This is a genomic window from Citrobacter sp. Cpo030 (genome assembly GCF_030333005.1).
GTDB lineage: Bacteria > Pseudomonadota > Gammaproteobacteria > Enterobacterales > Enterobacteriaceae > Citrobacter > Citrobacter portucalensis.
Window position 1 is genome coordinate 66,757 of record NZ_JAOWGT010000034.1, and the last position, 26,469, is coordinate 93,225.

Sequence of the window (26,469 nt, forward strand, 5' to 3'; positions counted from 1 at the left end):
GGGTGGCTTAACTCCCTGTTTTGAGTAAATCGATGTGGTAGTCGCCCGCCGGGTAACGGAACGGAACCGGTCCATCGGCAATGCCGTCAAGGAACTGGCGTACGCGCGGATCGGCATTTTCTTGTAGCGCCTGAGCACTACCGTAGGCCACTATTTTTTTGTCCGCCATTATATAGGCGTAATCCGCAATACTCAGTACCTCAGGCACATCATGGGATACCACCACACAGGTGACGCCCAGCGCGCTGTTCAGTTCTGAAATTAGCTTCACTAGAACGCCCATGGTGATGGGATCCTGGCCGACGAACGGCTCATCAAACATGATGAGGTCTGGCTCCAGCGCGATAGCACGTGCTAACGCGGCGCGACGCGCCATCCCACCGGATAATTCAGAAGGCATTAATTTGGCCGCACCCCGCAGGCCGACGGCCTCGAGCTTCATCATCACCGTGCTCTTCAGCAACGGCGCTGGCAACGTCGTATGCTCGCGCAGAGGGTACGCGACGTTGTCAAAAACATTCATGTCGGTAAATAGCGCACCAGACTGAAACAGCATACTCATGCGCTTACGCACGGTAAATAAACGCGAACGGGACATGGCCGGGACGTTCTCACCGTCAAACAGGATCTCGCCCTTATCCGGGGGGATCTGTCCGCCAATCAGACGCAACAGCGTCGTTTTGCCGATGCCTGATGGCCCCATGATCGCCGTCACCTTACCGCGCGGTACCGTCAGGGAAATATTATCAAAGATGCAGCGGTCACCCCGGGAAAAGCTGACATCGCGCATATCGACTAGATTCGCCACAGACTGACCCATTGATTCATCCTTTACTATTGCCTCGTTGATCGAAGAGTTTGGCGCTCAATTTAGCCCTGAACCCAACATATTTACAGATTATTGCCTGTCCTGGTTAGCGAAAGCTGGCATTTGTTTTACTTTTTAGCCGCATAAAGTCAAAATTAAGACTTCGTTACGGCTTCCAGAAGATCCTTCAAGTGGACCGGCGAGTATACCTGAAGAAAGGACTTTAGATGCTTTTAGCGACGGCGCTGTTAATAATTGGTTTACTTCTGGTGGTCTACGGTGCCGACCGTCTGGTATTTGCCGCATCCATTTTATGTCGAAATTTCGGTATTCCTCCCATTATCATCGGAATGACCGTGGTCAGCATAGGTACGTCGTTACCCGAGATAATTGTCTCCGTTGCCGCATCGATGAATGGGCAACTCGATCTGGCTGTCGGGACCGCCATAGGTTCTAACATCACCAACATTCTGCTTATTTTAGGCCTGTCGGCGCTGATTCATCCTTTTACCGTGCATTCTGATGTTCTGCGTCGTGAATTACCGCTAATGTTGCTGGTAAGTATTTTAGCTGCATCTGTCCTGTATGACGGGCAGTTGAGCCGCAGCGACGGTTTCTTTCTTCTGCTTCTGGCCGTGCTATGGCTGCTATTCATTGTTAAAATCGCCCGTCTGGCCGAGCGACAAGGCAATGACAGCCTGACACGTGAGCAGATAGCTGAGCTGCCGCGCGAAGGCGGATTACCTGTCGCATTTTTGTGGCTGGGCATTGCGCTGATTATTATGCCAATGGCAACACGTATGGTGGTGGATAACGCTACCGTGCTGGCGAACTATTTCGCCATGAGCGAACTTACTATCGGGCTAACAGTGGTCGCCATTGGTACCAGCCTGCCGGAGCTGGCAACAGCGATTGCGGGTCTGCGTAAAGGTGAAAACGATATTGCCGTCGGTAACATTATCGGCGCAAACATTTTTAATATCGTTATCGTCCTCGGGCTACCGGCGCTGATTACGCCGGGTGAAGTCAATCCAATGGCCTTCACCCGTGACTATAGCGTCATGCTGCTGGTGAGCGTGATTTTTGCACTACTCTGCTGGCGACGTCCGCGCCAGATTGGTCGCGGCGCAGGTGCGCTGCTGACCGGCGGTTTTATCATATGGCTGGCGATGCTGTATTGGTTATCGCCACTTCTCGTTGGATAACTGGAAACGCATTATGTCGCACTTAGAGTTGCAACCGGGTTTTGACTTTCAGCAAGCAGGCAAGGAAGTCCTGGCAATTGAACGTGAAGGCCTGGCGGAGCTTGATCAGTACATCAACCAAAATTTTACCCTCGCATGCGAGAAAATATTCAGCTGCCCGGGCAAAGTGGTAGTGATGGGAATGGGGAAATCTGGCCATATCGGGCGGAAAATGGCAGCCACATTTGCCAGCACCGGCACCCCCTCATTTTTTGTACATCCAGGCGAAGCCGCACATGGCGATCTGGGTATGGTCTCGCCGCAGGATGTGGTCATCGCCATCTCTAACTCCGGTGAATCCAATGAGATAGCGGCGCTGATCCCGGTATTAAAACGTCTTCATGTACCGCTTATCTGCATGACCGGTCGTCCTGAAAGCAGTATGGCGCGTGCGGCAGATGTGCATCTGTGTGTTAAAGTGCCCAAGGAAGCTTGTCCGTTAGGCCTGGCGCCGACCAGCAGTACGACAGCAACACTGGTGATGGGCGATGCCCTGGCGGTGGCGTTATTAAAAGCGCGCGGCTTTACCGCGGAAGATTTTGCGTTGTCTCATCCCGGTGGCGCACTGGGCCGTAAGCTTTTACTGCGCGTTAACGATATTATGCATACGGGCGACGAGATCCCGCATGTGACCAAAAACGCCAGCCTGCGTGACGCCTTACTTGAGATCACGCGTAAAAATCTCGGCATGACCGTCATTTGCGATGATGCCATGAAGATTGACGGTATTTTCACCGATGGCGATTTACGTCGTGTCTTCGATATGGGCGTTGATGTACGCCAGTTAGGCATTGCCGATGTGATGACCCCTGGAGGCATTCGCGTGCGTCCGGGTATTCTTGCCGTCGATGCCCTGAACTTAATGCAGTCCCGCCATATCACCTCGGTAATGGTTGCTGATGGCGACCAGTTACTCGGTGTGTTACATATGCATGATCTGCTGCGTGCAGGTGTAGTGTAAGAAACTCAAGGATAACGAAAATGAGTAAAGCAGGTGCGTCGCTTGCGACCTGTTATGGACCCGTCAGCACAGACGTTATCACCCGGGCAGAAAACATCCGTTTGCTGATCCTGGATGTGGATGGTGTACTGTCTGATGGTCTGATTTATATGGGCAACAACGGTGAAGAGCTGAAAGCTTTTAACGTCCGCGATGGTTACGGAATTCGCTGTGCGCTCACTTCCGGTATTGAGGTTGCCATTATTACCGGACGAAAGGCTAAACTTGTAGAAGATCGCTGTACCACTTTGGGGATCACCCACCTGTATCAGGGGCAGTCAGACAAACTGGTTGCCTTTGGCGATCTCCTTAGCAAACTGGCGATCGCGCCGGAGAATGTCGCCTACGTTGGCGATGATCTGATCGACTGGCCGGTGATGGCACAAGTGGGATTGAGTGTAGCGGTGGCAGATGCCCACCCTTTGCTGATCCCGCGTGCCGATTATGTCACCCGTATTAATGGGGGACGTGGCGCTGTGCGTGAAGTCTGCGATTTATTACTCCTGGCGCAGGGCAAACTGGACGAGGCCAAAGGGCAATCGATATGAGCAAAACCAGACGTTGGGTTATCATTCTACTGTCGCTGGCTGTCCTTGTGATGATTGGTATTAATCTGGCAGACAAAGATGACACCGCTCAGGTCGTCGTCAATAACAACGAGCCAACCTATAAGAGCGAACATACTGATACCGTTGTGTATAGTCCGGAAGGCGCGCTGAGCTATCACTTGATCGCACAACACGTTGAATATTATTCGGAACAAGCGGTTTCGTGGTTTACTCAACCGGTATTAACCACATTTGATAAGGATAAAGTACCGACCTGGACGATCAAGGCCGATAAAGCCAAATTGACCAACGATCGGATGCTGTATCTGTACGGCCATGTTGAGGTTAACGCCCTGGTGCCTGACTCTCAACTACGCAGAATTACGACCGATAACGCGCAGATTAACCTGGTGACACAAGACGTCACCTCCGATGATCTGGTGACGTTGTATGGCACAACATTTAACTCCAGCGGACTGAAGATGCGCGGCAACTTACGCAGCAAGAACGCCGAGCTGATTGAAAAGGTTAGAACCTCATATGAAATCCAAAACAAACAAACTCAGCCTTAATCTTGTACTTGCCAGCTCACTTCTGGCCGCCAGCATTCCGGCATTTGCCGTCACCGGCGATACCGAGCAGCCGATTCACATTGAATCGGACCAGCAGTCCCTGGATATGCAGGGCAACGTGGTGACGTTTACTGGCAACGTGATTGTGACTCAGGGCACCATCAAAATTAACGCCGATAAAGTCGTCGTGACCCGTCCTGGCGGTGAAGACGGCAAAGAAGTGATTGATGGCTATGGCAATCCAGCGACGTTTTACCAGATGCAGGACAACGGTAAACCGGTTAAAGGCCACGCCTCTCAGATGCACTATGAACTGGCGAAAGACTTTGTCGTTCTCACCGGCAAGGCGTATCTGGAACAGCTCGATAGCAACATCACGGGCGATAAGATCACTTATCTGGTAAAAGAGCAGAAAATGCAGGCCTTCAGCGATAAAGGCAAACGCGTCACCACCGTTCTGGTTCCGTCGCAGTTGCAGGACAAAAACAAGGCTCCGGCAGAGAAAAAAGGTAACTGATTCGTTATGGCAACATTAACTGCAAAGAACCTTGCAAAAGCCTATAAAGGCCGTCGTGTGGTTGAAGATGTCAGTCTGACCGTCAACTCCGGGGAGATCGTCGGTCTGCTCGGTCCTAACGGTGCAGGCAAGACAACAACCTTTTACATGGTAGTCGGCATTGTCCCGCGCGATGCGGGTAACATTATCATTGATGACGAAGACATCAGTCTGCTGCCTCTGCATGCGCGCGCGCGTCGCGGCATCGGCTACTTACCGCAGGAAGCATCGATTTTCCGTCGCCTGAGCGTGTTTGATAACCTGATGGCGGTGCTGCAAATTCGTGACGATCTGACCAGCGAGCAGCGCGAAGATCGCGCCAACGAGCTGATGGAAGAATTCCACATCGAGCACCTGCGCGACAGCTTAGGTCAGTCGCTCTCCGGTGGTGAACGACGCCGCGTGGAGATCGCTCGCGCACTGGCCGCCAATCCGAAATTTATCCTGCTGGATGAACCGTTTGCCGGTGTTGACCCGATTTCTGTTATTGATATTAAACGGATCATCGAACACCTTCGCGACAGCGGCCTTGGCGTGCTGATTACCGACCACAACGTCCGCGAAACGCTGGCAGTGTGTGAGCGCGCCTATATCGTAAGTCAGGGGCACCTGATCGCGCACGGCACGCCAACAGAAATACTGCAGGATGAGCACGTTAAGCGCGTATACCTTGGGGAAGACTTCAGACTCTGATAGGGTAGAAGACTTCACGTCACTGCAGGAGAAAACAACTCTGAACATGAAGCAAGGTTTGCAACTCAGGCTTAGCCAACAACTGGCGATGACGCCTCAGCTACAACAGGCTATCCGTCTGTTGCAGCTGTCCACGCTGGAACTTCAGCAAGAACTTCAGCAAGCGCTGGAAAGTAACCCACTGCTCGAGCAAACCGATCTTCACGACGAAATTGATACCCAGGAAAAACAGGACAGCGAAACCCTCGACACCGCAGATGCACTCGAACAAAAAGAGATGCCTGAGGAGTTGCCGCTTGACGCCAGTTGGGATGAAATTTACACCGCCGGGACGCCTTCGGGCACCAGCGGAGATTACATCGACGACGAACTGCCTGTCTATCAGGGTGAGACCACGCAATCACTACAGGATTACCTGATGTGGCAAGTGGAACTGACCCCGTTCTCGGATACCGATCGCGCCATTGCGACATCCATTGTGGATGCGGTAGACGAAACCGGTTATCTCACCGTGACACTGGACGATATTCTCGAAAGCATGGGCGATGACGACGTCGGTATGGACGAAATCGAAGCCGTGCTTAAACGTGTTCAGCGCTTTGATCCCGTTGGCGTGGCCGCCAAAGATCTCCGTGACTGCTTACTGATCCAACTTTCGCAGTTTGATAAAGCCACACCGTGGCTGGATGAAGCGCGCCTGATCATCAGCGATCATCTCGATCTGTTAGCCAACCATGACTTCCGCACGCTGATGCGCGTGACCCGACTGAAAGAAGACGTGCTGAAAGAAGCCGTCAACCTCATCCAGTCGCTTGATCCCCGCCCAGGGCAGTCGATCCAGACTGGCGAGCCGGAGTACGTCATTCCGGATGTGCTGGTGCGTAAGCATAACGATCGCTGGGTGGTCGAACTCAACGGCGACAGCATTCCGCGCTTACAGATTAACCAGCACTACGCCGCGATGTGCAATAGCGCACGCAACGATGCCGACAGCCAGTTTATTCGTAGCAATCTGCAAGATGCGAAGTGGCTGATTAAAAGCCTGGAAAGCCGCAATGATACGTTGCTGCGCGTCAGCCGCTGCATCGTTGAGCAGCAGCAAGCTTTCTTTGAACAAGGCGAAGAGTATATGAAACCGATGGTACTGGCGGATATCGCCCAGGCCGTCGAGATGCACGAATCGACCATTTCCCGTGTGACCACGCAAAAGTATCTGCACAGTCCGCGCGGCATTTTTGAATTGAAGTATTTCTTTTCCAGTCACGTTAACACTGAAGGCGGAGGTGAAGCCTCATCCACAGCTATCCGTGCGCTGGTGAAGAAATTAATTGCTGCGGAAAACCCCGCGAAACCGCTGAGTGACAGCAAGTTAACCTCTATGCTGTCAGAACAGGGTATCATGGTGGCGCGCCGCACTGTTGCGAAGTACCGAGAGTCTTTATCCATTCCGCCGTCTAACCAGCGCAAACAGCTGGTCTGACCCAACCGATAAGGAAGACACTATGCAGCTCAACATCACTGGAAATAACGTCGAAATCACCGAAGCCCTGCGCGATTTTGTGAATACAAAATTTGCCAAGCTCGAACAATATTTCGACCGGATTAATCAGGTCTATATTGTGTTGAAAGTGGAGAAGGTTACACATATCTCGGATGCAACACTGCATGTGAACGGTGGCGAAATTCATGCCAGCGCGGAAGGTCAGGATATGTACGCCGCCATTGACGGTTTAATTGATAAACTGGCTCGGCAGTTAACAAAACATAAAGATAAACTGAAACAGCACTAACTTGTCCGGGCAGTTAGCGGGTGCAGGACGGCCTGTTGTGTAGCACAACGGGCCATTTGTACAGTTAGCGCTTAGGTGAAATTATGACAAATAACGATACGACTCTACAACTGAGCACTGTTCTTAACCAGGAATGTACACGCGCAGGCGTTCACTGCCAAAGCAAGAAACGCGCACTGGAAATCATCAGCGAACTTGCGGCAAAACAGCTTAGCTTGCCTTCTCAGGTGGTATTTGAAGCCATTCTGACGCGTGAAAAAATGGGCAGTACCGGCATCGGTAATGGTATTGCTATCCCGCACGGAAAGCTGGAAGAAGACACGATGCGCGCGGTTGGTGTGTTTGTTCAACTCGAAACACCCATCGCCTTCGACGCCATTGATAATCAACCTGTCGATCTGCTTTTCGCCCTGCTGGTCCCGGCAGACCAAACCAAGACGCATTTGCATACGTTGTCACTGGTCGCAAAACGTCTGGCAGATAAAACCATCTGTCGTCGTCTGCGCGCCGCGCAAAGTGACCAGGAGTTGTATCAAATCATCACGGACACCGAAGGTGGACAGGATGAGGCATAACAACCCAATGGCATCCTTTTTTGTCGTTGTGAGGAGAAACAGTACATGGTACTGATGATCGTCAGCGGTCGTTCAGGGTCAGGTAAATCTGTCGCCCTGCGTGCGCTGGAAGATATGGGTTTTTACTGCGTGGATAACCTTCCCGTAGTGCTGTTGCCCGATCTGGCTCGTACACTGGCCGATCGCCAGATTTCTGCGGCCGTCAGCATTGATGTGCGCAACATGCCTGAGTCCCCGGAAATTTTCGAGCAGGCAATGAATAATCTGCCCGAGGGTTTCTCACCACAGCTGCTGTTCCTTGATGCAGACCGTAACACGCTGATTCGTCGCTACAGCGACACGCGCCGTTTACACCCGCTCTCCAGCAAGAACTTGTCTCTGGAAAGCGCTATCGATAAGGAAAGCGATTTGCTGGAGCCTCTGCGCTCTCGCGCTGACCTGATCGTTGATACCTCCGAAATGTCCGTACACGAACTGGCGGAAATGTTACGTACCCGACTGCTGGGTAAACGTGAACGTGAATTGACGATGGTATTCGAATCCTTTGGTTTCAAACACGGTATCCCGATTGATGCGGATTACGTCTTTGACGTGCGCTTCCTGCCTAACCCACACTGGGATCCGAAGCTGCGCCCAATGACCGGTCTTGACCGCCCCGTCGCCGCATTCCTCGACAGGCACACAGAAGTACACAATTTTATCTACCAGACTCGCAGCTATCTTGAGCTATGGTTACCCATGCTGGAGACCAACAACCGTAGCTACCTTACCGTAGCCATCGGCTGTACCGGCGGGAAACACCGTTCGGTGTATATTGCAGAGCAGCTGGCAGACTACTTCCGCTCACGCGGTAAAAACGTGCAGTCACGCCATCGTACGCTGGAAAAACGTAAATCATGACCGTGAAGCAAACCGTTGAAATCACCAATAAGCTGGGCATGCATGCCCGCCCAGCGATGAAACTGTTTGAATTGATGCAGGGTTTCGAAGCAGAAGTTTTGCTGCGTAATGATGAAGGAACGGAGGCCGAGGCCAACAGCGTTATCGCTCTGCTGATGCTGGATTCAGCCAAAGGGCGTCAGATAGAAGTCGAAGCCACGGGACCACAGGAAGTAGAAGCCCTGGCCGCAGTGATTGCCCTGTTTAATTCAGGGTTTGATGAAGATTAATCGAGTACACAGAACGTAGCCAGTAGGCCGGATAAGGCGTTTACGCCGCATCCGGCAATAACTACGCTAATACAGCTTATTTTCCCGCATAAACGACTCACCACCTAACTGACGCATTTGGCGCATAATCCAAGCCTGGCGGTTACGCACATAACCAGAAGGCGCATTCGCCTTAAAACGCAAAGGATTGGGCAATACTGCCGCCAGCAAGGCCGCTTCAGACAGGCTCAACCGACTGGCCGGTTTATGAAAATACCGTTGCGCCGCCGCCTCCACGCCAAATATCCCATCGCCAAACTCGGCGATATTCAAATAGACGGTCAGAATACGTTTCTTACTCCAGACGGTTTCCATACCCAGCGTTAGCCCGGCTTCGAGACCTTTACGCACCCAGCTGCGTCCATCCCATAAAAACAGGTTTTTCGCCGTCTGTTGCGATAACGTCGACGCCCCGCGAATGCGGTTTTCATTGCGTTCATTGTGCGCCAGCGCTTTCTCTATGGCGGTGACGTCAAACCCCCAGTGGTCTGGAAACTTCTGATCCTCCGCAGCAATCACCGCCAGTCCCATCCACGGTGAGATCTCATCCATACTCACCCAGTCCGAGTGCGCCACATAGCCGAAATCACCGGACAGCCATGCGCCCAGCTGTCGCTCGACCATCACCGCCGAGAAAGGCACAGGCATCACGCTGAAAAGTGCGATGCCCCCACCCCAGAATACGGCGAGGACAACCACCGCCCGCAGAAAGATACGTCGCAGAAAGGCGGTAACTCCTTTTCTCATTCAGCCAGCACCAGCACACGCGATACCAGTTTATCGATGCCACTCGCGGCCTGAGCGATGTCCTGCGCCAGCATATAGGCAGGCGTGGTGACGATTTTGTTGTCTTCATCGACGACAATGTCATCAACCGGACAAGGCACATGCTCAGCGCCCATCTCTTCCAGCACCTCTGCCGTGTCGATATCAGTGCCAATGGTCAGACGCAGCGGGAAGTCAAAAATTTTAGGTAACATGGCAGGCGCAATGCACATAAATCCCAGCGGCTTACCCGCCTGATGCATGGCCACTGCCAGCGCGGCTAAGTCACTATCAACCCGGCATTCGCTGCCCTGACTGGCAAAATTGCTCAGATTTTTGGCCGCACCAAACCCACCCGGCACGATCAACGCATCCAGTTCCGATGAGACTGCCTGCGCAAGTGGGCGAATATCGCCACGTGTGATGCGCGCGGCTTCAATCAGCACATTGCGAGTTTCCAGCATCGGCTCGCCGGTCAGATGATTAATCACATCCGCTTGTTGTTTATCCGGTGCAAAACAGACGGCTTGAGCGCCGTTGCGGGCAATGGCCAGAAGCGTGAGAACAGTTTCATGGATCTCTGCACCGTCATACACGCCGCATCCGCTGAGCACTACACCCACTTTTTTCATCGTGATACTCCTTTCTCAACTGGCTGAAACATATTAGTTATTATGATTTAAATGCTACGCTTCACACATTTAACTGATTCATGTAACAAATTATTTAAGATTTGCTATCTTAACTGCGTGCGGCCTGAAAATTAGGGCTGCGCCCTTGTAAACAATGATAATAATTTACGGCGCAGCCACGATTTCCCTGGTGTTGGCGCAGTATTCGCGCACCCCGGTCAAGCCGGGGTCATTTTTTTTCCACGCTCGCCACCCAGGCTTTTAATACTGCCACGTCGTGCTGCCACTCCTGCTTCATCTCTTCAATCCATTCAGCAACGTTATCTTCCCAGGCAGGAAGATCCGGCGACTGGATTTGCTGACCTAGCTGTTGCAGGTGACGCAGCCCCACTGAACCTGCTGCGCCTTTAATTTTATGGCCTTCCTCAACAACACCTTTTTTATCCCGTGCCGTCAGGTTGGACTCCAGCACGCTCAAATATCCCGGCATCATCTTCTCAAACACCGCCAGCCCGTCGGTAATTAACTTCGGTCCCACCAGCTCGAGGTATTGTTCCAACATAGGAATATCTAACAGCGCTTGCGATTTACTGCTTTCTTCAGATGTCACAGTGCTCTCCTCTTCGTTTCGGGTATCCCAGTATTTTTTGATCATGGCGGTTAGCGCCGGAACCGACAGCGGCTTACTCAGCACGTCGTCCATGCCTGCGTCCAGATACTCTTTTTTATCTTTCAGTACGTTGGCGGTGAGTGCGACCAGCGGTGGCAGATCTTCACGGGCGTATTTTTGCGTGAGCTCCCGCGAGATATCCAGACCGGTCATATCCGGTAGCTGAATATCCAACAACACCAGGTCATATTCACCCGGCGTAAACATTTCCAGCGCGGCTTTCCCGGTCATCGCGACATCCACGCTGTTGCCTAATTTTTCCAGCACGGAGCGCGCAACAATAACGTTCAGCTCAATGTCTTCCACCAGCAGCACATTCAGGGCTGGCAGCGGCAGTTCATCGTCTTCAAAAGCATCTTCAATCTCTTCCGCTACCGCAGGGGCATGCACGGTCAGCGTAAAGATAGACCCTTTTCCTGCCTGGCTGGAAACCGTAATATCACCGCCCATGTTTTTCGCCAGACGCTTCGACACGGCCAAACCAATCCCTGTCCCCGTTGCCGGTTTACCGCCGTTACTGTCCTTCACCTGATAATACATAGCGAAGATTTTATCCTGCTCATCCTGCGGAATGCCGATGCCGGAATCTTCAACTTCGAAATGCAGCATATTCCCCTGGTCATAGCGCGCCCGCACGGTCACCTGCCCCTGCTGGGTAAACTTCACGGCGTTGCTGATCAGATTCCACAGGATCTGACGCAGACGCGTTCCGTCGGTAATGACCTTATGCGGCAGGGGTAACGTCGGCTCAAGCACAAAACGCAGACCCTTTTGCTGCGCCTGTAGGCCAGAGAGGTTTTCCAGATCTGCCATAAAACTGGTGAAATCGATCGGCTGGTTATCGAGCTGGACTTTACGTCGCTCCATCTTATCCATGTCGATAATATCGTTGAAAATATTCCCCAGCGTCACGGCAGAGACATGGATGGTTTTCAGGTATTTTTCCTGCTCCGCGGTCAGATCCGTATCCAGCAGGATCCGGCTTAAACCAACAATGCCGTTAAGCGGGGTGCGCAGCTCGTGGCTGATGGTAGAAATGAAGGTGGTCTTATCGCGGCTGGCGCGCTCAAGCGCATCCTGATAACGCTTACGTTCGGTGATATCGCGCCCAAAGCCCATCAGACCATGTCGCTTACCTACGCGGTCATAGTAAGGCACCTTGCGAATTTCAAAGCAGGCTTTGCGCCCGTCCGGGTAGTCCAGCCACTGTTCGTAGGTGAGCGAAACATTATGACGGAACACCTTTTCGTCGGTTTCAATCACCTTTTCAGCGGCCTCTGGGGAGTAAACGTCAGCCGGTTTTAAGTTCACCAGCTGCTTTTCGCTTTTGCCAGTCAGCAGCTCCATGGCACGGTTACAGCCGGAAAACTCTTTATCTTCATTGCGATAAAAAACCAGATCCGGCGAGGCATCGAGGAAAGAGCGTAAAAAGGAAGACTGTTGCTCGAGCTGGATCTGCGCTTCTTCGCGCTCTTTGATTTCGACTTTAAGCTGCTCGAATGTTTCCTGGCGCTCTGCTTCGGCTTTTTCACGCTCAACAATTTCCTGATTGAGCTGGGCAATATTATCTTTCAACTGCACATTGAGCTTCAGATCGCGCTCGCGCATCTCTTCCAGCTTTTGTACCAGTCGTGACAGGCGTTGCCGGGACTCCTCAAGTTGCTCCACCACCACGGACAGGAAATAGACGGCCCAGGGGGTAATTAACAGACCAAAAAAGATAGAGCGGATGACATCAATGCTTTCTACCTGGCCATGCAGCACCATGGTGACAGCCATCTGTACCACAATTGCCAACACGACCAGAGCCAGCGCCAATAGCAGCGAAAAGCGCACCAGACCTAACTTCATCATCAGGTCGACGTAATATTGCGCCAGCATACGGATTTGCTTCATAGAGGGTTCCTTCACGACAACTTGGCACAATAATACTCAATTCTCAGCGTGACGTTGAAGATTGTGCAAGAAATGCGGAGGTTATCGGTGAAATGACCGTAGAGAGGGTAATCGTAGGCCTGATAAGCGAAGCGCCATCAGGCAAGCAGGGGCAGATTGCCGGATGTCGGCTTTGCCTTATCCGGCCTACGGAGGGTTAGATCTGTGGCTGCATCCACGGCGTACCCAGCGCCGAGCCTTGCACGCCGTGCTCGTTAAGGTACTTATCCAGTTCGACCATCCCGGTCCAGCGGTTTTCACACCATAGCGGTGCCAACAGCGTTGGGCGGCGCGCGCTGGCGGAAATTCGATGATAAATCACCTCTGGCGGCGTATGACGGATCATCTCCCCGGCGATGACCGTATAGTCGTCCAGTTCAATTCCGCTCAGCCGCCCGGCCTCCCAGGCTTTCGCCATCGTACTGCCTTTCACAATATGCAGCGGGTGCAGCTTAATACCGTCAACGCCCGTCTCCACCACACGTTCCATGGTTTGCAGGCATTCTGCCTGCCCTTCTCCCGGCAGACCGACAATCAGGTGTGAGCACACTTTCAACCCGCGTTCGCGTGCCAGTCGCGTAGTGCGTTGGTAACAGGCAAAATCGTGGCCGCGGTTAATACGGTGCAAAGTTTTGTCATGCGCGGTTTGCAAACCGAGTTCCAGCCATACCTCATAGCCGAGGTCTTTATACTCGCAAAGCAGATCGAGTACCGCATCCGGCACGCAGTCGGGGCGCGTCCCAACGCATAACCCGACGATACTGGCCTGGCTTACCGCCTGCTGATACATCGAACGCAGCACCTGCACTTCAGCAAAGGTGCTGGTATAGGCCTGGAAATAGGCCAGATAGCGTTTCGCGCGATTGACCAGATGCGCCTGATGATCAAGCTGCTCGGCAATAGAATGGTGCTGCTGTGCTTCATCGGCAAACGAGGCGACATTGCAGAAAGTACATCCGCCACGTCCGATAGTGCCATCTCGATTTGGGCAGCTAAAGCCGCCGTGAAGCGTGAGTTTATGAACCTTTTGCCCGTAACGGCGAGAAAGATCCCCACCAAACATATTGACTAATTTCTGTAACTGCATAATCTGGTAGACCGCGCCTTGAAAAGAGGCCAAAGCCTGCCATTTTTTGCCCCAGTCGGCGATGACCTGGATCAATCGCCCTGGCGTGCCTTTATTTATTGCATAACAAATCAAAATAATCGAAATTTCATTCATCAAAAATGAAATTACTTTTCCTTATATCCGACTGTTTTTTTTATCTTCTTATACTCTCAGTATAAAAACAGTATCTTTAAGACGCCAAAACTCTAAAAACCAGCATAAAATGCCAAGCATAGCGATAAATAAAGGGAGGACGGGGGATATACAGCCTTTCTGACAGTGAGACAGATCACACTTCGCACTCCATTCCCCTTGCGTTAAATCAATGTAAAAAAGCCTTAAATTTCAACATATTCATAAAGTTAATCGCCCTATAGCACATTTTTGCATAAATAAGATTGCCATTTGACCTGTGTGTGGATTCCCGATAACGTGGAAATCCGCTGGAAGCTTTCTGGATGAGCAGTCTGCTCATCATATTTATGCAGTAATTGAGATTCCCTCTGAAGCAAGTCCTCAAACTTGTTTGACCTATGCGAAAAGGATAAAGAGGGCGAATGCGAGGTAAGCGTATGACACGCAAACCCCGTCGCCATGCTCTTGGTGTGCCCGTGCGCAACGGTCCAGATGGGAATCCCGCAGAGCCTGGGGAGGTTCACTGATATGTTGTACGATAAATCCCTTGAGAGGGATAACTGTGGTTTCGGCCTGATCGCCCACATAGAAGGCGAACCTAGCCACAAGGTAGTGCGTACCGCCATACACGCACTGGCCCGCATGCAGCACCGTGGCGCAATTCTTGCCGATGGTAAAACCGGCGATGGTTGCGGTTTGCTGTTACAAAAACCTGACCGCTTTTTCCGCATCGTGGCGCAAGAGCGCGGCTGGCGTTTAGCCAAAAACTACGCCGTCGGCATGATCTTTTTAAATAAAGACGCTGAGCTGGCTGCGGCTTCTCGTCGCATTGTCGAAGAAGAATTACAGCAGGAGACCCTGTCGATTGTCGGCTGGCGCGACGTGCCGACCAACGAAGGTGTTCTCGGTGAAATCGCCCTCTCCTCCCTGCCTCGGATCGAGCAAATTTTTGTTAACGCCCCTGCTGGCTGGCGTCCGCGCGATATGGAACGTCGCCTGTTCATCGCACGTCGTCGTATCGAAAAACGCCTCCAGGGCGATAAAGACTTCTACGTCTGTAGCTTGTCGAACCTGGTCAATATCTATAAAGGTCTGTGTATGCCGGCGGATCTGCCGCGCTTTTACCTGGACCTGGCGGATCTGCGTCTGGAATCGGCCATCTGCCTGTTCCACCAGCGCTTCTCCACTAATACCGTACCGCGCTGGCCGCTGGCGCAACCGTTCCGCTACCTGGCGCATAACGGTGAAATTAACACCATCACCGGCAACCGCCAGTGGGCACGCGCACGTACCTATAAATTCCAGACACCGCTGATCCCTGACCTGCACGACGCCGCACCGTTCGTTAACGAAACCGGCTCCGACTCCAGCTCAATGGATAACATGCTGGAACTGCTGCTGGCTGGCGGGATGGACATTATCCGCGCCATGCGTTTATTGGTGCCGCCGGCCTGGCAGAACAACCCGGATATGGACCCGGAGCTGCGCGCGTTCTTTGACTTTAACTCGATGCACATGGAGCCGTGGGATGGCCCGGCGGGTATCGTCATGTCCGACGGCCGCTTTGCCGCCTGTAACCTCGACCGTAACGGCCTGCGTCCGGCGCGCTACGTCATCACCAAAGACAAGCTGATTACCTGCGCCTCTGAAGTTGGTATCTGGGATTATCAGCCGGATGAAGTCGTCGAGAAAGGTCGCGTCGGCCCTGGCGAGCTGATGGTTATCGATACCCGCAGCGGGCGCATTCTGCACTCCGCCGAAACCGATGACGATCTGAAAAGCCGCCATCCGTACAAAGAGTGGATGGAGAAAAACGTTCGCCGTCTGGTGCCGTTCGAAGATCTGGCTGACGATCAGGTCGGCAGCCGCGAACTGGACGATGACACCCTCGCCAGCTATCAGAAACAGTTTAACTACAGCGCCGAAGAGCTGGACTCCGTGATCCGCGTGCTCGGTGAAAACGGTCAGGAAGCGGTCGGCTCAATGGGTGATGATACCCCGTTTGCGGTGCTCTCAAGCCAGCCACGCATCATTTATGACTACTTCCGCCAGCAGTTCGCGCAGGTGACTAACCCGCCGATCGACCCGCTGCGTGAAGCGCACGTTATGTCGCTGGCCACCAGCATCGGTCGTGAGATGAACGTCTTCTGCGAAGCCGAAGGTCAGGCACACCGCCTGAGCTTTAAATCGCCGATCCTGCTGTACTCCGATTTCACCCAGCTCACCACCATGAAAGAGGAACATTACCGCGCCGATCGCCTGGATATCACCTTCGACGTGACCGAATCCACGCTCGAAGAGACCGTCAAAGCATTGTGCGATAAAGCCGAACAGATGGTGCGTAACGGTACGGTGCTGCTGGTGCTCTCTGACCGTAACATCGCGAAAAACCGTTTGCCGGTTCCGGCACCGATGGCCGTGGGCGCAGTGCAAACGCGTCTGGTAGAACAAAGTCTACGTTGCGACGCCAACATCATCGTTGAAACCGCCAGCGCCCGTGACCCGCACCATTTTGCTGTCCTGCTCGGCTTTGGCGCGACGGCCATTTATCCGTATCTTGCGTATGAAACGCTGGGACGATTGATCGACACTCAGGCGATTGCCAAAGATTACCGGACCGTGATGCTGAACTACCGTAACGGCATCAACAAAGGTCTGTACAAAATCATGTCCAAAATGGGCATCTCGACCATCGCCTCTTACCGCTGCTCGAAGCTGTTTGAAGCGGTTGGTCTGCATGATGATGTCGTGGCGCTGTGCTTCCAGGGCGTAGTCAGCCGCATCAGCGGCGCAGGGTTTACCGACTTCCAGCAGGATCTGCTGAACCTCTCCAAACATGCATGGCTGGCACGTAAGCCTATCAGTCAGGGCGGTTTGCTCAAATACGTCCACGGCGGCGAATACCATGCCTACAACCCGGACGTGGTGCGCACGCTGCAACAGGCGGTACAAAGCGGTGAGTACAGCGACTATCAGGAATATGCCAAGCTGGTCAATGAGCGTCCGGCGGCCACGCTGCGCGATCTGCTGGCGATCACGCCTGGCGACGAAGCTGTAAGCATTAGCGAAGTCGAACCCGCAACCGAACTGTTTAAACGCTTTGATACCGCGGCGATGTCCATCGGCGCATTAAGCCCTGAAGCACACGAAGCGCTGGCCGAAGCCATGAACAGCATCGGCGGTAACTCGAACTCCGGTGAAGGCGGCGAAGATCCGGCGCGCTACGGCACTAACAAGGTGTCGCGCATTAAGCAGGTTGCTTCCGGTCGCTTTGGCGTAACCCCGGCGTACCTGGTCAATGCCGATGTTATTCAAATTAAAGTCGCTCAGGGTGCAAAGCCTGGCGAAGGCGGTCAGTTACCGGGTGATAAAGTCACCCCGTACATCGCCAAACTGCGCTATTCGGTACCGGGCGTGACGTTGATCTCCCCGCCGCCGCACCACGATATTTACTCTATCGAAGACTTAGCACAGCTGATTTTCGACCTCAAACAGGTCAACCCGAAAGCGATGATCTCGGTGAAGCTGGTTTCCGAACCGGGTGTCGGCACTATCGCCACGGGCGTGGCGAAAGCCTATGCGGACCTGATCACCATTGCTGGCTACGATGGCGGTACTGGCGCAAGCCCGCTCTCCTCGGTGAAATACGCGGGCTGCCCGTGGGAACTGGGTCTGGTGGAAACCCAGCAGGCGCTGGTTGCTAACGGCCTGCGCCACAAGATTCGTCTGCAGGTCGATGGTGGTCTGAAAACCGGTGTCGATATCATTAAAGCGGCGATTCTGGGTGCGGAAAGCTTCGGCTTCGGTACCGGCCCGATGGTGGCGCTGGGCTGTAAATACCTGCGTATTTGCCACCTGAACAACTGCGCAACCGGCGTGGCGACTCAGGACGACAAACTGCGTAAGAACCACTATCACGGCCTGCCGTTCAAAGTAACTAACTACTTTGAATTTATCGCCCGCGAAACCCGCGAGCTTATGGCACAACTGGGCGTGAAGCGTCTGGTGGATCTGATTGGTCGTACCGACCTGCTCAAAGAGCTGGAAGGGTTTACCGCTAAGCAGCAGAAACTGGAGCTGTCTCGTCTGCTGGAAACCGCCGAACCACATCCGGGTAAAGCGCTGCATTGCACCGAGAACAACCCGCCGTTTGATAACGGCGTGCTGAACGCCCAGTTGTTACAGCAAGCGAAACCGTTTGTCGACGAGCGCCAGAGCAAAACCTTCTGGTTCGATATCCGCAACACCGACCGTTCTGTTGGCGCGTCGCTGTCGGGCTATATCGCGCAAACACATGGCGATCAGGGGCTGGCGTCTGACCCAATCAAAGCGCACTTCAGCGGTACCGCAGGCCAGAGCTTCGGCGTGTGGAACGCGGGCGGCGTGGAGCTGTATCTGACCGGCGATGCCAACGACTATGTCGGTAAAGGCATGGCTGGCGGCCTGCTGGCAGTGCGTCCTCCGGTTGGCTCTGCTTTCCGTAGCCATGAGGCGAGCATCATTGGTAACACCTGTCTGTATGGCGCCACCGGTGGCCGCCTGTTTGCCGCGGGTCGTGCGGGTGAGCGCTTTGCAGTACGTAACTCCGGTGCAATCACCGTGGTTGAAGGTATTGGCGACAACGGCTGCGAATATATGACCGGCGGCATCGTCTGTATTCTCGGAAAAACGGGCGTCAACTTCGGAGCGGGTATGACGGGCGGATTTGCCTACGTGCTCGACGAAGACGGTGAGTTCCGCAAACGCGTGAACCCGGAACTGGTAGAAGTGCTGAGCGTGGACTCGCTGGCTATCCACGAGGAACACCTGCGCGGTTTGATTACCGAGCACGTACAGCATACCGGCTCTTCACACGGCGAAGAGATCCTGGCTAACTGGCCAGCATTCTCGGCGAAATTCGCGCTGGTAAAACCAAAATCCAGTGATGTGAAAGCACTGTTGGGTCACCGTAGTCGTAGCGCAGCAGAGCTGCGTGTGCAGGCGCAGTAAGGGGTAGCAGCAATGAGTCAGAACGTATACCAATTTATCGACCTGCAGCGCGTTGATCCGCCTAAGAAGCCGCTGAAGATCCGTAAGATCGAGTTTATCGAGATCTACGAGCCGTTTTCCGAAGGCCAGGCCAAAGCACAGGCAGACCGCTGCCTGTCCTGCGGTAACCCGTACTGCGAGTGGAAGTGCCCGGTGCATAACTACATCCCGAACTGGCTGAAACTGGCGAACGAGGGGCGTATTTTTGAAGCAGCAGAACTGTCGCACCAGACCAACACTCTGCCGGAAGTCTGTGGCCGCGTGTGCCCGCAGGATCGTCTGTGTGAAGGATCTTGTACGCTGAACGATGAGTTCGGCGCGGTGACTATCGGCAACATCGAGCGCTATATCAACGATAAAGCATTCGAAATGGGCTGGCGCCCGGATATGACCGGCGTGCGTCAAACCGACAAGCGCGTGGCGATCATCGGTGCCGGTCCGGCAGGCCTGGCCTGTGCTGATGTGCTGACCCGCAACGGCGTGAAGGCGGTGGTATTTGACCGCCACCCGGAAATCGGCGGTCTGCTGACCTTCGGTATTCCAGCCTTCAAACTGGAAAAAGAGGTGATGACCCGCCGTCGTGAAATCTTCACCGGTATGGGCATTGAGTTCAAATTGAACGTGGAAGTGGGCCGCGATGTACAGCTTGACGATCTGCTGAAAGATTATGACGCCGTGTTCCTTGGCGTAGGTACCTATCAGTCTATGCGCGGTGGGCTGGAAAACGAAGACGCTTCCGGCGTATTTGATGCCCTGCCGTTCCTGATCGCCAATACCAAACAGTTGATGGGCTTTGGCGAAAACAGCGACGAGCCGTACATCAGCATGGAAGGCAAACGCGTCGTCGTTCTCGGCGGCGGCGATACCGCGATGGACTGCGTGCGGACCTCGGTTCGCCAGAACGCAGCACACGTTATCTGTGCTTATCGTCGTGACGAAGAGAACATGCCGGGTTCCAAACGCGAAGTGAAAAATGCGCGTGAAGAAGGCGTCGAATTCCAGTTCAACGTCCAGCCTTTAGGCGTGGAAGTGAACGCCAACGGTAAGGTATGCGGCGTGAAAATGGCGCGTACTGAAATGGGTGAACCGGATGCGAAGGGCCGTCGCCGTGCGGAGATCGTCGCCGGTTCCGAACACGTTGTTCCGGCTGATGCGGTGGTACTGGCGTTTGGCTTCCGTCCGCACAGTATGGAGTGGCTGGCAAAACATAGCGTCGAACTGGATTCTCAGGGTCGCATTATTGCCCCAGAGCGCAGCGACAATGCCTTCCAGACCAGCAACCCGAAAATCTTCGCTGGTGGTGACATCGTGCGCGGTTCGGATCTGGTGGTCACCGCGATTGCCGAAGGTCGTAAAGCGGCGGACGGTATCCTGAACTACCTGGAAGTATAATACCTCTGGCTCCCCTGCCACAGCCTGACGCTGATGGATGGGGAGCCAATATTTCTCCGCAAAATACATGCGGAATCATTCTTCGAAAGCCGCTCGCAAACCATGCTGGAAACTCAACTCGCACGCGGTGGTTCACTGACGACGGAGAAAAACCAGCGAACCATTAACCCCACGAATAATTATCAAGAAAATATCATACGGAAACGTTTGCTTTATTCTGAGAACTGTATATCATGCGGCGGATTTTTTGGGCAAAATTCATGGAGGCGTTGTGTCGCAGGACAACAATTATAGCCAGGGCCCCGTCCCTCTGGCGGCGCGAAAAGGCGTAGTTCCACTAACGTTTGTCATGTTGGGACTCACATTCTTTTCCGCCAGTATGTGGACCGGTGGCACACTCGGTACCGGTCTTTCTTATAATGATTTCTTCCTGGCAGTTCTCTTCGGTAATCTTCTCCTCGGTATTTACACTGCATTTCTCGGTTTTATCGGCGCAAAAACAGGGCTCTCAACCCACCTTCTGGCGCGTTACTCATTTGGTGTGAAAGGTTCATGGCTTCCCTCCCTGCTATTAGGCGGTACACAGGTAGGCTGGTTTGGCGTCGGTGTGGCCATGTTTGCTATCCCGGTGGGTAAAGCGACAGGGATTGACGTTAATATCCTGATTGCGGTTTCCGGGCTGTTGATGACCCTGACCATCTTTTTTGGCATCTCGGCACTGACCGTTTTGTCTATCATCGCCGTACCTGCCATCGTCATTCTTGGCAGCTACTCTGTCTGGCTGGCGGTAAGCGATGTCGGCGGTTTGGAGCATTTAAAAGCGATAGTGCCGCAAACGCCGCTGGATTTCTCCACCGCACTGGCGCTGGTAGTCGGCTCGTTTGTCAGCGCAGGAACGTTAACCGCTGACTTCGTCCGTTTTGGCCGCAACGCCAAAGGCGCGGTGCTGATCGCCATGGTGGCGTTTTTCCTTGGTAACTCCTTGATGTTCATCTTCGGCGCTGCGGGCGCGGCTGCGGTTGGACAGGCGGATATCTCTGACGTGATGATTGCCCAGGGACTGCTGCTGCCCGCGATCATCGTTCTCGGCCTGAATATCTGGACCACCAACGATAATGCGTTGTACGCATCGGGCCTGGGATTTGCCAATATTACCGGCCTTTCCAGCCGTACGCTGTCGGTGGCTAACGGTATTATCGGCACACTGTGCGCGCTGTGGCTTTACAATAACTTTGTCGGCTGGCTGACATTTCTGTCGGCAGCGATTCCCCCGATTGGCGGGGTGATCATCGCCGACTATCTGCTGAACCATCGCCGATACGCCGACTTCAGCAAAGCGCAATTTATTTCCGTAAACTGGATAGCTATCCTGTCCGTTGCACTGGGCATTGCCGCAGGTCACTATATTCCCGGTATTGTGCCCGTCAACGCCGTACTCGGCGGCGTATTCAGCTATATCCTGCTGAATCCACTTTTCAATCGCAGCCTTGCTAAATCCCCGGAGGTCAGCCATGCAGAATAATAACATCACCATTCATCAGGCGCGTTTACAGGGACGTGAAGGGTTATGGCAAATCACGATTGAAAACGGGCGCTTTAGCCGTATTGAGCCTCAAGACGCAGCGACGATACCACAGGGTGAAGTGCTTGATGCTGAAGGCGGTCTGGCTATCCCACCGTTCGTTGAGCCACATATCCATCTGGACACTACGCAAACCGCGGGCGAGCCGAGCTGGAATCAGTCTGGTACGCTGTTTGAGGGCATTGAGCGCTGGGCTGAACGTAAGGCAATGCTCACTCACGAAGACGTCAAAGCGCGCGCCATGCAGACCCTGAAGTGGCAGATGGCCAACGGCATCCAGTATGTCCGTACTCACGTTGACGTTTCCGACCCTACGTTGACGGCGCTAAAAGCCATGCTGGAGGTGAAGCAAGAAGTCGCTCCGTGGGTAGAGCTACAGATTGTCGCGTTCCCGCAAGAAGGCATTCTTTCTTATCCCAACGGTGAAGCGCTCCTGGAGGAAGCCGTGCGTCTGGGCGCCGACGTCATTGGCGCGATCCCGCACTTTGAATTCACGCGTGAATATGGCGTGGAGTCGCTGCATAAGATTTTCGCTCTGGCGCAAAAATACGACAGACTTATCGACGTGCACTGTGACGAAATCGATGATGAGCAATCCCGCTTTGTTGAAACCGTTGCGGCCCTGGCGCATCGCTACAATATGGGCGAACGCGTGACCGCCAGCCATACCACGGCAATGCATTCCTATAACGGCGCGTATGCTTCCCGTCTTTTCCGTCTGTTGAAAATGTCCGGTATTAACTTTGTCGCAAATCCACTGGTGAATATTCACTTGCAAGGGCGCTTCGACACGTACCCTAAGCGTCGTGGTGTTACGCGCGTCAAAGAGATGCTGGAGGCGGAGATCAACGTCTGCTTCGGTCATGATGACGTCTTCGATCCGTGGTACCCGCTGGGCACTGCGAATATGCTGCAGGTGCTGCATATGGGATTACACGTGTGCCAGTTGATGGGATACGGACAAATTAACGATGGGTTGAACCTGGTCACCACCCACAGCGCGAAAACCCTGCACCTGCAGGACTACGGTCTGAACGTGGGGAATTCTGCGAATCTGGTGATTTTGCCTGCAGAAAATGGGTTTGACGCGGTTCGTCGCCAGACGCCTGCCCGTTATTCCATTCGTCATGGTCGAGTCATTGCCGAGACGGTCCCAAGCCAAACCACACTGCATCTGACGCAGCCAGAAACGGTGACGTTTAAGCGCTAGGTCGTTACATTCCATGTCGGATGGCGTAAGCCTTGCCATCCGACACAGTCTCTCATTCTCAAGCTTGTAATAAACTGGCGCGGACTTTGATCACCACCTTTTTGATGTCCATCGGGGCCTGCACCACACAACCCGGTTTATGCGGCTCGCCCGGCATAAAAATCACAAATTTTCCCGGCTTCAGTACCATAGCCTGCTCATCGGCAATCTGACTGCACAGCTGATAATCATCCTCAACGTGCATCTCTTCGCAGTGACGAGCAGAATCGGTCATCCCAAACAGAATACGTTCTTCGCCGGACAACAGCATCTGAATATCAATGTACTGCTGATGCAGCTCCGCTTTCTTTTGCTCTGGGCTCTGCGTTGTAAATTGCATGACATTCATAAAAATATTCTCGCCCTGCAACGTGTAGCGCCCAGGCGTCTTCTCCTGCGGATTCGCCGCAATGGCAAGCGTTAACGCCTGCTGCAAGACCGGATGTAATCCGGCAGAAGGCAGTGAATTCAACGCATCTGATATCATCATCATTCTCCCTGGGCCAACAGCGCGGCCCCCAGTAATCCAGCATCATGACGGTAATGCGCCGCCAGCAATTCCACGTGATAGGCCAAAGGCTCTTGTGCCAGATAATGTTCCACCAGCGCCAGATACCCTTCAGCCAGCCCAACGCTGCCGCCAGTCACCACAATCTGGCAATCGGTCGTGGCCTTCACATCGGCAACAAGCCTTGCCAATGTTCGCGCTGAGCGATGGATCAACCGACTTGCCTGCTCATCCCCCTGCCCGGCACAGCTAAAAATAGTTTTGGCGTCGCATCCGGCAAGCGCGCCTTCGGCTGCCGCCGCTATTCCACGACCGGATGCGATCGCCTCAACGCAGCCCACACGCCCGCAGCCGCACATGGGCCCATGCGGGTCAGCCAGCGTATGTCCCAGATGCCCAGCAAGACCGCCGATTCCGGTCAGCAGTTTCCCACCGCTGACGACTCCCCCGCCCACGCCTGTGGAGACGGTAATAAACACCAGATCGCGGTACTCACCACCAAGCGCATGGTACTCAGCCCACGCCGCTGCCTGTGCGTCATTGACGGCCAGCGTCGGCAGGTCGGTGATTTGTTCCAGCGTTTGTGTCAGTGGAAAATGCATCAACCCGCCGAGGTTATGCGAATTCAGCGCCAGTAAAGCCCCCTCACGGATAATCCCCGTCGAGGCGATCGCCACCCGATTAGCACGCCCCTGTAGCGGTGCAACCAGTGTTTGTAACGCAGCGCGCAGCGCTTGCGGCGTTTTACTGGCAGGCGTCGGCAGTTCATGCCGCTCGCGGACTTGCAGATTGTTCTCTACCAGCGCGGCAGCCAATTTGGTGCCGCCAATATCAATCGCCAGTGTGGTCATGGCGCAGCCTCATGCATCGTGGTGGCGCTCTGTAGCTCGAAGAACGACATATTTCTTCCCTTACGGCTATTGCCCGGTTCAGCACCGGGCAATTGGATTAACTTTTAGATTTCACCATGGTGCTTTTGTCACCGCCGAACGGCACGGCACCGCTAAACGGTCGACCATCAATGGCATCATGCGTACGCAACGCTTCAGGACGCAGCCAGCGCTGTACACGGGACGGCATATCAAGACCAATCAGCAGGATCACTACAAATGTCAGGCCGAAAGAGAGCGATCCCAGCGCGGTACCCAGATCAAGACGTTGGGCAATCAGCGCGCCGATGATCGGTGCCAAAGCCCCGCCCAGTGCGCCCACGTTATAGGTGAAGCCCAATCCCGCCGCACGCTGATCGGTATCGAAATAGCCGCCAATCAGTTTTGGTAAGATCCCGGAGATCCCCTGGCCGAGCATTTGTTGGAAAAACAGCAGCAAACCCAGTACCCAAACGTTTGAACCGCCTATCGCAAATACCGGAATAATCAGCAACTGCGAGGCCAGCAGACTGCAGACATAGGCTTTACGCGTGCCCAGCCAGTCACCAAGAAAACCGCCGACGCAACAACCAACCGCCGCACCAAAGCCGCTAAAGAAGAGCACTCTGGCCACCGTGGAAGGATCGTACAGCAGTTCCGTTTTCAGATAGGTTGGCAACAGCGCCTGAATCGGCCACGAGTACAGGAAGGCAAATAGCACGACCACCATCAGCATCACGCCCGTCGGCCAGCGTTTCCCGCTGCTTTGCACCATAAAGCTAATGAAGATAAAGGCGCATATCAGTCCCAGGACCGCCACGATAGCCGCATTTTGCAGGTTGCCAGCAAAGCAGAACCACAGCGCGGTTGCAGCGGCGAGCGTCATCAGAATATTAATTACCCGATGCTCGCCCCGGTAGAGAATATCCACCATCGTGCGCACTGGCGCTTTACCTTCGTGTTTCTCTTTCCAGTCTTCCGCTTCCGGAATATTTTTACGCAGCCAGAGGGCGAAGATAATCGGCAGAATGCCGATAAAGAACAGCGCACGCCATCCCCAGACCGGGACCACCAGGCTGTAGACCTGGGCGGCGATCACGGCACCAACGGAAAAGCCGGAAATCAGGAAACCACTGGCTTTGTTTCGCAGGTGTTTAGGCCAGCTTTCAATAACATAGGTTGCGCTGGAGCCGTACTCACCGGCCATTCCCATACCGATAACCAGGCGGGCGATAAACATGGTGGTGTAGCCCGGCGCGAAGCCGCAGGCCAGCGTCCCCACGGAGAACAGAATGATGCTGGTGACCATTGCCAGGCGGCGTCCGTAGCGGTCGCCCATTGCCCCCAGCATTAACCCGCCAAACCAACGGGAGATAAAGGCGGCCGAGATCAGGCTGGCGGCCTGCACCGTCGTCAGTCCGAATTCGCCCTGCACTTCTGTCAGCACCAGGGCGATTAACACAAAATCGAAACCATCAAGCAAATATCCCAGCCAGGCGGCGGAAAATGCCCGCCATTGAGCCCGATTGAGATGGCGATACCACGGGATGTTCTGGGTAGAAGTACTCATTTTACTCTCCCGACGATTTTTGTTGTTGTGCC

The 26,469-nt window shown here is 53.8% G+C and carries 23 protein-coding genes and 1 pseudogene; 16 read left to right on the forward strand and 8 right to left on the reverse strand.

What is annotated here, in order from left to right; genetic code table 11:
• Positions 1 to 7: 7 nt before the first annotated feature.
• Complete coding sequence (gene mlaF, locus OGY37_RS00655; protein ID WP_003828749.1) at positions 8 to 820, reverse strand: phospholipid ABC transporter ATP-binding protein MlaF; 813 nt, start codon at positions 818 to 820, stop codon at positions 8 to 10.
• Positions 821 to 1,035: 215 nt separating this feature from the next.
• Between mlaF and OGY37_RS00660 the strand changes: the two genes are divergently transcribed.
• From OGY37_RS00660 to npr, 11 genes are all read left to right on the forward strand, one after another.
• Positions 1,036 to 2,013 (forward strand): calcium/sodium antiporter, encoded by a 978-nt coding sequence (locus OGY37_RS00660; RefSeq protein WP_016154684.1) that lies wholly within the window; start codon positions 1,036 to 1,038, stop codon positions 2,011 to 2,013.
• A gap of 13 nt (positions 2,014 to 2,026) precedes the next feature.
• On the forward strand, positions 2,027 to 3,013 hold the full coding sequence (kdsD, locus tag OGY37_RS00665; RefSeq protein WP_126956972.1) for an arabinose-5-phosphate isomerase KdsD: 987 nt from the start codon (positions 2,027 to 2,029) through the stop codon (positions 3,011 to 3,013).
• A gap of 20 nt (positions 3,014 to 3,033) precedes the next feature.
• Entirely contained in the window at positions 3,034 to 3,600 is a 567-nt protein-coding gene (kdsC, locus tag OGY37_RS00670) for a 3-deoxy-manno-octulosonate-8-phosphatase KdsC (protein WP_286619799.1), read from the forward strand.
• Positions 3,597 to 4,172, forward strand: coding sequence for an LPS export ABC transporter periplasmic protein LptC (gene lptC / locus OGY37_RS00675; RefSeq protein ID WP_003828757.1), 576 nt, complete (start codon positions 3,597 to 3,599; stop codon positions 4,170 to 4,172). Before kdsC ends, lptC begins: the two co-directional genes overlap by 4 nt.
• Complete coding sequence (gene lptA, locus OGY37_RS00680) at positions 4,141 to 4,689, forward strand: lipopolysaccharide ABC transporter substrate-binding protein LptA (protein WP_003828759.1); 549 nt, start codon at positions 4,141 to 4,143, stop codon at positions 4,687 to 4,689. The genes lptC and lptA overlap by 32 nt, the downstream gene beginning before the upstream one ends.
• Positions 4,690 to 4,695: 6 nt before the next feature.
• Positions 4,696 to 5,421, forward strand: coding sequence for an LPS export ABC transporter ATP-binding protein (gene lptB, locus OGY37_RS00685; protein ID WP_003828761.1), 726 nt, complete (start codon positions 4,696 to 4,698; stop codon positions 5,419 to 5,421).
• Positions 5,422 to 5,467: 46 nt separating this feature from the next.
• Positions 5,468 to 6,901: an RNA polymerase factor sigma-54 gene (rpoN, locus tag OGY37_RS00690; protein WP_032934192.1), complete on the forward strand. Its 1,434-nt coding sequence runs from the start codon at positions 5,468 to 5,470 to the stop codon at positions 6,899 to 6,901.
• A gap of 22 nt (positions 6,902 to 6,923) precedes the next feature.
• On the forward strand, positions 6,924 to 7,211 hold the full coding sequence (gene hpf / locus OGY37_RS00695) for a ribosome hibernation promoting factor (protein ID WP_003025078.1): 288 nt from the start codon (positions 6,924 to 6,926) through the stop codon (positions 7,209 to 7,211).
• Between the two features lie 83 nt (positions 7,212 to 7,294).
• Positions 7,295 to 7,786: a PTS IIA-like nitrogen regulatory protein PtsN gene (ptsN, locus tag OGY37_RS00700; RefSeq protein WP_003025083.1), complete on the forward strand. Its 492-nt coding sequence runs from the start codon at positions 7,295 to 7,297 to the stop codon at positions 7,784 to 7,786.
• Between the two features lie 45 nt (positions 7,787 to 7,831).
• On the forward strand, positions 7,832 to 8,686 hold the full coding sequence (rapZ, locus tag OGY37_RS00705; protein ID WP_003025085.1) for an RNase adapter RapZ: 855 nt from the start codon (positions 7,832 to 7,834) through the stop codon (positions 8,684 to 8,686).
• Positions 8,683 to 8,955 carry a PTS phosphocarrier protein NPr gene (npr, locus tag OGY37_RS00710; RefSeq protein WP_003828770.1) on the forward strand — a complete coding sequence of 91 codons (273 nt, stop codon included), beginning with the start codon at positions 8,683 to 8,685 and terminating at the stop codon, positions 8,953 to 8,955. The genes rapZ and npr overlap by 4 nt, the downstream gene beginning before the upstream one ends.
• 66 nt (positions 8,956 to 9,021) lie before the next feature.
• Here npr and mtgA read toward each other — a convergent pair whose 3' ends face one another.
• The 4 genes from mtgA to mnmL all read right to left on the reverse strand — a co-directional run bounded on the left by mtgA (position 9,022) and on the right by mnmL (position 14,083).
• Entirely contained in the window at positions 9,022 to 9,741 is a 720-nt protein-coding gene (mtgA, locus tag OGY37_RS00715) for a monofunctional biosynthetic peptidoglycan transglycosylase (RefSeq protein WP_071444704.1), read from the reverse strand.
• Complete coding sequence (gene elbB, locus OGY37_RS00720; protein ID WP_149281986.1) at positions 9,738 to 10,391, reverse strand: isoprenoid biosynthesis glyoxalase ElbB; 654 nt, start codon at positions 10,389 to 10,391, stop codon at positions 9,738 to 9,740. The genes mtgA and elbB overlap by 4 nt, the downstream gene beginning before the upstream one ends.
• 229 nt (positions 10,392 to 10,620) lie before the next feature.
• Positions 10,621 to 12,957, reverse strand: a complete 2,337-nt coding sequence (gene arcB, locus OGY37_RS00725; protein WP_003828775.1) for an aerobic respiration two-component sensor histidine kinase ArcB — start codon at positions 12,955 to 12,957, stop codon at positions 10,621 to 10,623.
• A gap of 196 nt (positions 12,958 to 13,153) precedes the next feature.
• Complete coding sequence (mnmL, locus tag OGY37_RS00730; RefSeq protein WP_286619823.1) at positions 13,154 to 14,083, reverse strand: tRNA modification radical SAM protein MnmL/YtqA; 930 nt, start codon at positions 14,081 to 14,083, stop codon at positions 13,154 to 13,156.
• A 684-nt stretch (positions 14,084 to 14,767) separates the two neighbouring features.
• On the opposite strand from mnmL, the gene gltB reads away from it, so the two are divergent.
• The 5 genes and pseudogenes from gltB to OGY37_RS00755 all read left to right on the forward strand — a co-directional run bounded on the left by gltB (position 14,768) and on the right by OGY37_RS00755 (position 23,451).
• Positions 14,768 to 19,228 (forward strand): glutamate synthase large subunit, encoded by a 4,461-nt coding sequence (gene gltB, locus OGY37_RS00735; protein ID WP_286619800.1) that lies wholly within the window; start codon positions 14,768 to 14,770, stop codon positions 19,226 to 19,228.
• A 12-nt stretch (positions 19,229 to 19,240) separates the two neighbouring features.
• Positions 19,241 to 20,659, forward strand: a complete 1,419-nt coding sequence (locus tag OGY37_RS00740) for a glutamate synthase small subunit (protein ID WP_063941616.1) — start codon at positions 19,241 to 19,243, stop codon at positions 20,657 to 20,659.
• 90 nt (positions 20,660 to 20,749) lie between these two features.
• Positions 20,750 to 20,812: pseudogene (locus OGY37_RS00745) on the forward strand (hypothetical protein); the annotation flags it as partial.
• 118 nt (positions 20,813 to 20,930) lie between these two features.
• Positions 20,931 to 22,181 (forward strand): cytosine permease, encoded by a 1,251-nt coding sequence (gene codB / locus OGY37_RS00750; protein WP_149385004.1) that lies wholly within the window; start codon positions 20,931 to 20,933, stop codon positions 22,179 to 22,181.
• Complete coding sequence (locus OGY37_RS00755) at positions 22,171 to 23,451, forward strand: cytosine deaminase (RefSeq protein WP_063941618.1); 1,281 nt, start codon at positions 22,171 to 22,173, stop codon at positions 23,449 to 23,451. Before codB ends, OGY37_RS00755 begins: the two co-directional genes overlap by 11 nt.
• A 58-nt stretch (positions 23,452 to 23,509) precedes the next feature.
• On the opposite strand, the gene nanQ is transcribed toward OGY37_RS00755, so the two are convergent.
• From nanQ to nanT, 3 genes are all read right to left on the reverse strand, one after another.
• Entirely contained in the window at positions 23,510 to 23,977 is a 468-nt protein-coding gene (gene nanQ, locus OGY37_RS00760) for an N-acetylneuraminate anomerase (RefSeq protein ID WP_003828788.1), read from the reverse strand.
• A 2-nt stretch (positions 23,978 to 23,979) separates the two neighbouring features.
• A complete protein-coding gene (nanK, locus tag OGY37_RS00765; RefSeq protein ID WP_286619801.1) occupies positions 23,980 to 24,849 on the reverse strand; it encodes an N-acetylmannosamine kinase in 870 nt (289 codons plus the stop codon).
• A 97-nt stretch (positions 24,850 to 24,946) separates the two neighbouring features.
• Positions 24,947 to 26,437 carry a sialic acid transporter NanT gene (nanT, locus tag OGY37_RS00770; protein WP_003828791.1) on the reverse strand — a complete coding sequence of 497 codons (1,491 nt, stop codon included), beginning with the start codon at positions 26,435 to 26,437 and terminating at the stop codon, positions 24,947 to 24,949.
• Positions 26,438 to 26,469: the final 32 nt, after the last annotated feature.